Genomic DNA, 942 nt, shown 5'->3' with positions numbered 1-942 from the left:
CTCCCCGAGAGCTACCACGATTCGGCCTACCTCGACCGCCTGCACTTCTACATCCCCGGCTGGGAAGTCGACACCATCCGGGGTGAGATGTTCTCCGAAGGTTACGGTTTCGTCGTTGACTACATCGCTGAAGTGCTCAAGTCCATGCGCGACGCCGACTACTCCGACCGCTACCAACAGCACTTCACGCTCGGCTCCGATATCTCGACACGTGACCGCGATGGCATCCACAAGACCTTCTCCGGCCTGATGAAGATCCTCCACCCGCACGGTGAGCCGACCAAGGACGAGATCGAGGAGATCTTGCGGTTTGCCGTCGAGGGCCGCAAACGCGTCAAGGACCAGATTCTGCGCATCGACACCACGATGGCCGATGTGAAGTTCGGCTATCTCGACAAGGCCGGCGAATGGCGTTCTGTCACAACGCTCGAAGAGGATGAGTACCCGGTCTACTACCACCAGCGCCGGCGAACGGACGACGAATCCGGCGAGTCTTCGGACGGTGAGGAACCCATACCTCCCGTTAACCCGACCATTGATGAACCTCCGAAGCCCAAGCCGCTGTTCGAGGGGCATCGAGAGTTCCAGGAGCACCAGCGCGGCGTCTCCTACGAAAATCTGCTGCTGCCGTACCTTCGCGGGGCCGCTGACATCACCATCGTCGACCCCTACATTCGCGCCCCGCACCAAGGGCGCAACCTCGTCGACCTGCTTGCCGTGCTGGCGTCAGCGAAGGATCCCGCCGACGAGATCTCCGTGACGTTGGTGACCAAGGAAGACAAACCGGAGTACCTACAACAGCAACTGTTGATGCTCAAGGTAATTCAAGACGGCGCCGAGTCGGTCGGGATCAAGTTCAACGTTCAGTGGGACGAGTCCATTCACGACCGATCTATCCGGACGGACACCGGCTGGAAGATCCTTCTCGGCCGAGGCCTTGAC

General features: G+C 60.1%; 1 protein-coding gene. It reads left to right on the top strand.

Annotation, left to right across the window (positions count from 1 at the left end):
• A partial coding sequence (locus IMZ11_RS42575; RefSeq protein WP_228649265.1) for a BREX system Lon protease-like protein BrxL occupies positions 1-942 on the top strand: 942 nt, incomplete at both ends.

This window comes from Microtetraspora sp. AC03309 (assembly GCF_020826795.1).
In the GTDB taxonomy this organism is placed as follows: domain Bacteria; phylum Actinomycetota; class Actinomycetes; order Streptosporangiales; family Streptosporangiaceae; genus Microtetraspora; species Microtetraspora glauca.
The sequence above is the reverse complement of the archived record's forward strand: the minus strand, read 5'-3'. Positions and strand labels throughout refer to the sequence as shown.